Source organism: Actinomycetospora sp. (genome assembly GCF_055612215.1).
On record NZ_JBVPVA010000332.1, the window covers coordinates 1 to 6,000 of the forward strand.

At 73.5% G+C, this 6,000-nt stretch carries 9 protein-coding genes and 1 pseudogene; 7 read left to right on the forward strand and 3 right to left on the reverse strand.

All coding sequences use genetic code 11. The annotated features are described in order from the left end of the window. The 4 genes and pseudogenes from AC0CYZ_RS09525 to AC0CYZ_RS09540 form a co-directional block, all read left to right on the forward strand. A pseudogene (locus tag AC0CYZ_RS09525) lies at positions 1–240 on the forward strand (PQQ-dependent dehydrogenase, methanol/ethanol family); the annotation flags it as partial. Positions 241–318: 78 nt separating this feature from the next. After that, positions 319–408, forward strand: a complete 90-nt coding sequence (gene pqqA / locus AC0CYZ_RS09530) for a pyrroloquinoline quinone precursor peptide PqqA (RefSeq protein ID WP_133825024.1) — start codon at positions 319–321, stop codon at positions 406–408. Positions 409–499: 91 nt separating this feature from the next. Beyond that, on the forward strand, positions 500–715 hold the full coding sequence (rd, locus tag AC0CYZ_RS09535) for a rubredoxin (RefSeq protein ID WP_472214614.1): 216 nt from the start codon (positions 500–502) through the stop codon (positions 713–715). A gap of 12 nt (positions 716–727) precedes the next feature. Further along, a complete protein-coding gene (locus AC0CYZ_RS09540; protein WP_472214616.1) occupies positions 728–1,492 on the forward strand; it encodes a ribonucleotide-diphosphate reductase subunit beta in 765 nt (254 codons plus the stop codon). A 51-nt stretch (positions 1,493–1,543) separates the two neighbouring features. Here the strand turns inward: AC0CYZ_RS09540 and AC0CYZ_RS09545 are convergent, their stop codons facing one another. After that, a complete protein-coding gene (locus AC0CYZ_RS09545; protein WP_472214618.1) occupies positions 1,544–2,218 on the reverse strand; it encodes a hypothetical protein in 675 nt (224 codons plus the stop codon). A gap of 116 nt (positions 2,219–2,334) precedes the next feature. Here AC0CYZ_RS09545 and AC0CYZ_RS09550 point away from each other — a divergent pair, with 116 nt between their 5' ends. Continuing rightward, positions 2,335–3,393 (forward strand): YihY/virulence factor BrkB family protein, encoded by a 1,059-nt coding sequence (locus tag AC0CYZ_RS09550; RefSeq protein WP_472214620.1) that lies wholly within the window; start codon positions 2,335–2,337, stop codon positions 3,391–3,393. Between the two features lie 51 nt (positions 3,394–3,444). On the opposite strand, the gene AC0CYZ_RS09555 is transcribed toward AC0CYZ_RS09550, so the two are convergent. Together AC0CYZ_RS09555 and AC0CYZ_RS09560 are read right to left on the reverse strand one after the other, a co-directional pair. Next, complete coding sequence (locus AC0CYZ_RS09555) at positions 3,445–3,783, reverse strand: PadR family transcriptional regulator (RefSeq protein WP_472214622.1); 339 nt, start codon at positions 3,781–3,783, stop codon at positions 3,445–3,447. After that, positions 3,780–4,436 carry an HAD family hydrolase gene (locus AC0CYZ_RS09560; protein ID WP_472214623.1) on the reverse strand — a complete coding sequence of 219 codons (657 nt, stop codon included), beginning with the start codon at positions 4,434–4,436 and terminating at the stop codon, positions 3,780–3,782. The genes AC0CYZ_RS09555 and AC0CYZ_RS09560 overlap by 4 nt, the downstream gene beginning before the upstream one ends. A gap of 113 nt (positions 4,437–4,549) precedes the next feature. On the opposite strand from AC0CYZ_RS09560, the gene AC0CYZ_RS09565 reads away from it, so the two are divergent. Together AC0CYZ_RS09565 and AC0CYZ_RS09570 are read left to right on the forward strand one after the other, a co-directional pair. Next, complete coding sequence (locus AC0CYZ_RS09565) at positions 4,550–5,137, forward strand: TMEM165/GDT1 family protein (protein ID WP_472214624.1); 588 nt, start codon at positions 4,550–4,552, stop codon at positions 5,135–5,137. Positions 5,138–5,208: 71 nt separating this feature from the next. After that, positions 5,209–6,000, forward strand: a 792-nt coding sequence (locus tag AC0CYZ_RS09570; protein ID WP_472214626.1) for a cytochrome P450 family protein, incomplete at its 3' end; no start/stop codon positions are given.

A 6,000-nucleotide genomic window follows, 5' to 3' on the forward strand; every position in this document is an offset into this window, starting at 1 on the left:
CTGGTGTTCCAGGGGACGCCCACCGGTGAGCTCGTCGCGCTCGACGCCGACACCGGCGAGAAGCTGTGGTCGTTCCAGTGCGGCAGCGGCCACCACAGCAGCCCGAGCACGTTCAGCGTCGACGGCCGGCAGTACGTCGTCGCGCCGACCGGCTGGGGCGGGTGGGTCGAGGGCTTCCTGCCCGGCCTGCTCGGCGCCGCCGCGGGCGACGCGCTGTTCTGCTTCGCGCTGCCGCAGTGACGGACCCGGGGTCCGTGCGGGCGACCCGCGCGGACTCCGGACCCGGTACGCACCACGGTCCACGAGGAGGTGAAATCCATGGAGCTCCACGTGTGGGAGGCCCCCGAGTTCGAAGAGATCGGGGTCGCTCCTGAGGTGACGATGTACGTCGCACAGATGGACGACTGACCGCGAGGATTCACCGGGAGGGGCGCCGGACGGGTTCCGGCGCCCCTTCGCGGTGTTCGTGATCTCCCGACTGGCGATCCCCGGAGGGCGGATGAGCACGGAGCAGACGATGGCCGGGCCGGAGGTCACGCGCTGGCTCTGCGAGATGTGTGGATTCATCTACGATCCGGAGGAGGGCGACCCCGACAGCGGCATCCCACCCGGGACGCCGTTCGAGGACATCCCCGACGACTGGATGTGCCCGATCTGCGGAGCCGAGAAGTCGGATTTCCGCGCGCTGGAACCGGGCGAGTTCCCGGAGATGTGAGGGTCTGAACAGATGATCACCGGATACGGCCACTTCGTCCAGCTCGCCGAGTCGCTGCAGTGGGACGAGACCGCCATCGACCTCTCCGCGGACATCGAGGCGTGGCCGAAGCTCGAGGACGAGGAGAGCGACCGGGTGCTCGGCCTGCTCGCCGGCTTCGTCGTCGGGGAGACGGCGGTCGCCACGCACCTCGGCAACTTCGAGACCGTCGCGACCACGGACGACTCGATGGCCGGGTGCTTCCGGTCACAGGCCCGCGACGAGGCGCGGCACGCCCGGTTCTTCGACCGCGTCGTGAGCGAGGTCGCGGAGGTGCCGGGCGAGAACCTGACCGAGCGCATGGACGCGCTGCGGGACCGGGTGAACCCCGACCTCGTCGAACTGTTCGAGGAGCGCCTCCCCAAGACCGCGCAGGCGGTGGCCGAGCAGCACGAGGGCCTCACCGCCGGGGTCGGGCTCTACCACATGATCCTCGAGGGCGTGGTCCTCACGGCCGGGCAGAACGCCCTGCTCGACACCCTGGAGAAGCTCTCGGTGCCGATGCCGGGGGTGCGCAAGGGGATGGAGCTCGTGCTGCGCGACGAGCGCTGGCACATCGGCTTCGGCTCGCGGGTCATCCAGAGCGCGGACGTCATGGGCGACGAGCTCGAGACGCTGCTGACCGAGGGGACGAAGGCCGCGTCGGCGTGGGGGGACCTGATCTCCCAGTCCGACGTCGAGAAGGTGGAGCACCTCCACAAGCGCCGGCTGAAGTCGGTCGGCATCAAGTTCTGGTAGCGGGAGGGCCGCTCCCGGTGCCCGGGAGCGGCCCCACGCGTCATCCGTGCGTCAGGCCGCGGCGCCGAGGGCCGACCCGACGCGGCGCACCGCGCCGCGCAGCTGGTCGCCCGGGCGCTGCTGCTCCCCGGCCTGCGCGGCGAGGACGACCAGCGCCCCGGTCAGGACCGGCACCGCGAACTGGAAGAAGGTCAGCTGGCGCTGGGCCTCGGCGGCCCCGACCGGCAGCGCCTGCGCGGCCTGGCTGACCGCCTGCCCGGCCTCCTTGTCGATCTCCTGGACGGCCTGCGCCGCTCCCCCACGGCCGGACTGCGTGGTGCCGCGGTCGAGGTGGGTGGTGGTGCTGGACGACACCTCGGGCGAGGCGTGGACGACCAGGTCCTCGACCTTCTTGCCGAGCACGCGGGTGTAGGCGGTGACGCCGAGGGCGGCGCCGGTGAGCGCGAGCTTGGCGACGGTCGTGCCGGTGGCCCCCTTCTGCAGGGCGGCCCGCTTGCGGTTGACCGCGAGCAGGCCGGCGCCACCGACGAGGTGGGCCGCGATGAAGGCGGTGTTGACCGGGCTCCACTTCGCCCAGCCGACGCTGGTGATGCGGGCGGTGGTGCGCTGCTGGTCGGCCTCCGCGGCGGCGGCGTTCAGGCCGGCGACGCCGAAGAGCGAGCCGCCGAACCAGGCGGCGAGGCCGATGTCGTGGAGAGCACGGAAACCGGTGTTGCGGACGCTCATCGTTCTCCTTCGTGGAATCAGGTGCGCGGTGGTGCCCGGCCGAACCGCACGCGCAACCGTGACGCGATCGGGGCGAAACACGGGTCCGGAACCGCCCCCCGCGGGTACCAGCGCCCGTGAAACCCGCTCAGCTCCTCTCCGCCGGTCTGATCGCCCGCAGCGTCGCCCGGGGCGTCCGCCGCGACCACGACGACGAGGGGCCTCGCCCGGCCGTCAGCGCCCGGACGGCGGACCTCCCCCCGGGCTCGGGGGCGACGAAGCCGACGGAGATCCCGGCCGCCGGGTGGTGGCAGATCGTCCGGCGGGCCTTCGCCGAGGGCAGCAAGGACAACATCAGCATGCTCGCGGGCGGGGTCACCTACTTCGGTTTCCTCGCGATCTTCCCGGCGCTGATCGCGCTGGTGTCGCTCTACGGGCTGGTCGCCGACCCGGCCCAGGCCGCGCAGACCCTGCAGAGCGTCACCTCGGCGCTGCCCGAGACCACCAAGCCGCTCCTGGCCGAGCAGCTGCAGTCCGTGGTCACCGCCAGCAGCGGCGGCCTGACGACCGGGCTGATCATCGCGGCCCTCGCGGCGCTGTTCAGCGCCTCCAGCGGCACCCAGAACCTCATGGCGGCCATCAACATCGCCTACGACGAGACCGAGACGCGTGGCGCGGTGAAGCTGCGCCTGCTGGCCCTCGCCCTGACCCTCGGCGCGGTCCTGTTCGTCATCGTGTCGATCGCCCTGGTCGCCGTGGCCCCGCTGGTGCTCGACCTGCTCGGCCCGGTCGGACAGGTCATCGGCCAGGTCGTTCGCTGGGTGCTGTTGGTGGTCCTCGTGGTGGTCGCCCTCGCCGTCCTCTACCGCGTGGCGCCCGACCGCGACGCGCCGCGCTTCCGCTGGGTCACCCTCGGCTCGGTGGCCGCGACGGTGCTGTGGGTCGTCGGCAGCGTGCTGTTCAGCCTCTACGTGAACAACTTCGGCAGCTACAACAAGACCTACGGGGCGCTCGCCGGCGTCGTCGTGCTCCTGCTGTGGATGTACCTGACCAGCTACATCGTGCTGCTCGGGGCCGAGATCAACTCGGAGTCGGAGTACCAGACCGCCGCGGACACCACGAAGGGCCGCTCCCAGCCGATGGGGGCGCGGGGCGCGGTCAAGGCCGACGACTCGCTCTCCACCGGTCGCCTCTAGGTGCGCGCCGCGCCCGTGAGCACTTCTCCGTCCTATGACACGGGAAAGTGCTCACGAGGCGGAGCCACCCAGGGTGTGCAGCGCCTCGGCGTAGGCGTCGGCCGCGGCCGTACGTGCGGCGAGCACCCGCGAGCCGGTCGCGGTGAGGCGGTAGCGCCGCGGGTCGTGCGGCGCGCGGCGCACGAGCCGGTTGCGGTGCAGGCGGTGCAGCGACGCGAAGATCTGCTGGGCCGAGGGCTGCCGGGTCCGGCGCGCGTCCTCGCGCAGCCGCCGCCCCACCTCGTAGCCGTCCAGGTCGCCCGACGTGAGGGCGGCGAGCACGAGCGTGTCGGCCCGCTCGCGGTCCCGGACGCCCGAGGGCCGGGCGGTGGTGCTCGTGGGTGTGGTCATGCCGCACTCTTCCCCCGGCCGCGCATCAGGTCGAGCAGCTCGGAGAGCGACTGCACGACGTGGCGCGCGCCGGCCTCGGTCAGCTCGTCGTCGGAGAACCCGCCGGTGCGCACCGCCAGGAACGGCACCCCGGCGCGGACGCCGGCCTGACCGTCCCACACGGAGTCGCCGACGAGCACCGCGTCCGTGGTGCCGACCTGCGCGACCGCGAGCTCGACGAGGTCGGGAGCGGGCTTGCTCGCCTCGACGTCGCTCGAGGTCACGACAGCGTCGGCGTAGCGGCGGCCGTCAACGAGGCCGAGCAGGTGCTCGGCGGTCCCGCTCGAGCCCGAGGTGGCGAGCACGATCCGCAGCCCGTCCTCGCGCAGGCCGCCGAGCAGGGCCTCGGCGTCCCCGAACGGCGCCACCTCGCCGATCAGGGCGTCGAACTCCTCGCCGTGCGCGGCGCGCACGTCGTCGCCGAAGTCGGCCTCGGCCTGCTCCCCCGCCACGTGGGTCACGAGCTGGTCGCCGCCCATCCCGACGGCGCGGTGCAGGTGCCAGATCGGCAGCGTGGTGCCGAAGCGGCGGAACGCCCGGTACCAGGCGAGGGCGTGCTGGTAGTTCGAGTCGACGAGGGTGCCGTCGACGTCGAGGATCGCGGTGTCGGGCATGGCGGGGCGGGTGCCCGGTGGGTGCCGGTCGTCAACCGCCTGCTCGACCACCCCACGGGTCCCGGGAGGGCGTCCCGGTTGTGCTCCCGGCCCGCGACCAGTAGCCCTGCACCGTGGACCTCGCCGTCGCCGGGATCGTGTTCGGGCTCGTCGCGCTCGCGGAACTGCCCGACACCAGCGCCGTGGCGGCCGTGGTGCTGGGAAGCCGTTTCCCGCCGCGGCTCGTGCTCCTGGGTGCGGTGGCCGCGCACACCGTGCAGACCGTCGTCGCGGTGGCGGCCGGGAGCGTGGTGGCCCTGCTCCCCCGGCGTCCGCTCGAGTGGGGCCTCGTCGTGATCTTCCTCATCGCGACCGTGCTGGTCCTGCGCGAGGACGACGACGATGACGACGACGACGCGCCGGCCCTCGACGGGTCGCCCGGCACCCGGCGCAAGGTCGTCGCGACCGCGTTCGGCATCGTGCTGCTCGCCGAGCTCGGCGATCCGACGCAGATCATCACCGCGACGCTCGCCGCCCGGTACACCGACCCGCTCGCCGTCGGCATCGGCGCCGCGCTCGCGCTGTGGGTGGTGTCGGCCGTGGCCGTGTACGGCGGCGACCGGCTGCGGCGCGTGCTGCCGGCGCAGTGGCTGACGCGGATCGCCGCCGCGATCCTCGTGGTCCTCGCCGTGCTGACCGCGATCGACGCGATCACGGGGTGAGGCCGGGCCTCCACCCCGTCTCGTCCCGCCGGTGGAGGCGCGGGCGCCGGCGCCGGGGCGACGATGGACCCGTGTCCGAGACCGACCTGCCGCAGCTCCCCTTCCCCACGCCCGACCCGCTCGGCCTGGCCCCGGCGCTCGGGCCGCTGCGCGAGCACACGCCGATCACGCGGGTGCGGACGCGGACCGGCGACGAGGCCTGGCTGGTGACGACGCACGAGCACGTCCGGGCGCTGCTCGGCGATCCGCGCCTGGGCCGCTCCCACCCCGAGCCGGAGAAGGCCGCGCGGCTGCACGACGGGGTGCTGCTCGGCGGGCCGAGCGGGGACCACGAGCACGAGCAGGAGTCGCACCGGCGGATGCGGCGCCTGCTGGCGCCCGCCTTCTCCGCGCGACGGATGCGCGCCCTCGACGACCACGTGCGGGCGCTGGTGGCGACCCTGGTCGACGACCTGCTGGGCCGTGACCGCCCGGCGGACGTGCACGACGCCCTCTCGGTCCCGCTGCCCACGCTGGTCATCTGCGAGCTGCTCGGTGTGCCCTACGCCGACCGCGACCGGTTCCGCGTCTGGTCCGAGCAGGCCGGGACCCTCGAGGGCGGGTCGAGCCGGGCGGGCATCACCGCGCTGGGGACCTACGTGTGGGGACTGCTCGCCGCGAAGCGGGGGGCCCCGGGCGAGGACGTCCTCTCCGACCTGGTCACGGCCCAGCGCGAGGACCCGACCCTCACGGACCTGGAGGTCACCGGCATCGCGACCACGCTGCTGTTCGCGGGTCACGAGACGACGGTCAACCGCGTCGACGCCGGGATCCTGCGGCTGTTCCCGCACGAGGGGCCGCGGTGCGCGGTCGGCGGCGAGGAC

What these genes read in the sequence shown, in the direction of transcription:
- pqqA (WP_133825024.1), top strand. Translation starts at nt 319, where the DNA reads ATGGAGCTCCACGTGTGGGAGGCCCCCGAGTTCGAAGAGATCGGGGTC.
- rd (WP_472214614.1), top strand. Translation starts at nt 500, where the DNA reads ATGAGCACGGAGCAGACGATGGCCGGGCCGGAGGTCACGCGCTGGCTC.
- AC0CYZ_RS09540 (WP_472214616.1), top strand. Translation starts at nt 728, where the DNA reads ATGATCACCGGATACGGCCACTTCGTCCAGCTCGCCGAGTCGCTGCAG.
- AC0CYZ_RS09545 (WP_472214618.1), bottom strand. Translation starts at nt 2,218, where the DNA reads ATGAGCGTCCGCAACACCGGTTTCCGTGCTCTCCACGACATCGGCCTC.
- AC0CYZ_RS09555 (WP_472214622.1), bottom strand. Translation starts at nt 3,783, where the DNA reads ATGACCACACCCACGAGCACCACCGCCCGGCCCTCGGGCGTCCGGGAC.
- AC0CYZ_RS09560 (WP_472214623.1), bottom strand. Translation starts at nt 4,436, where the DNA reads ATGCCCGACACCGCGATCCTCGACGTCGACGGCACCCTCGTCGACTCG.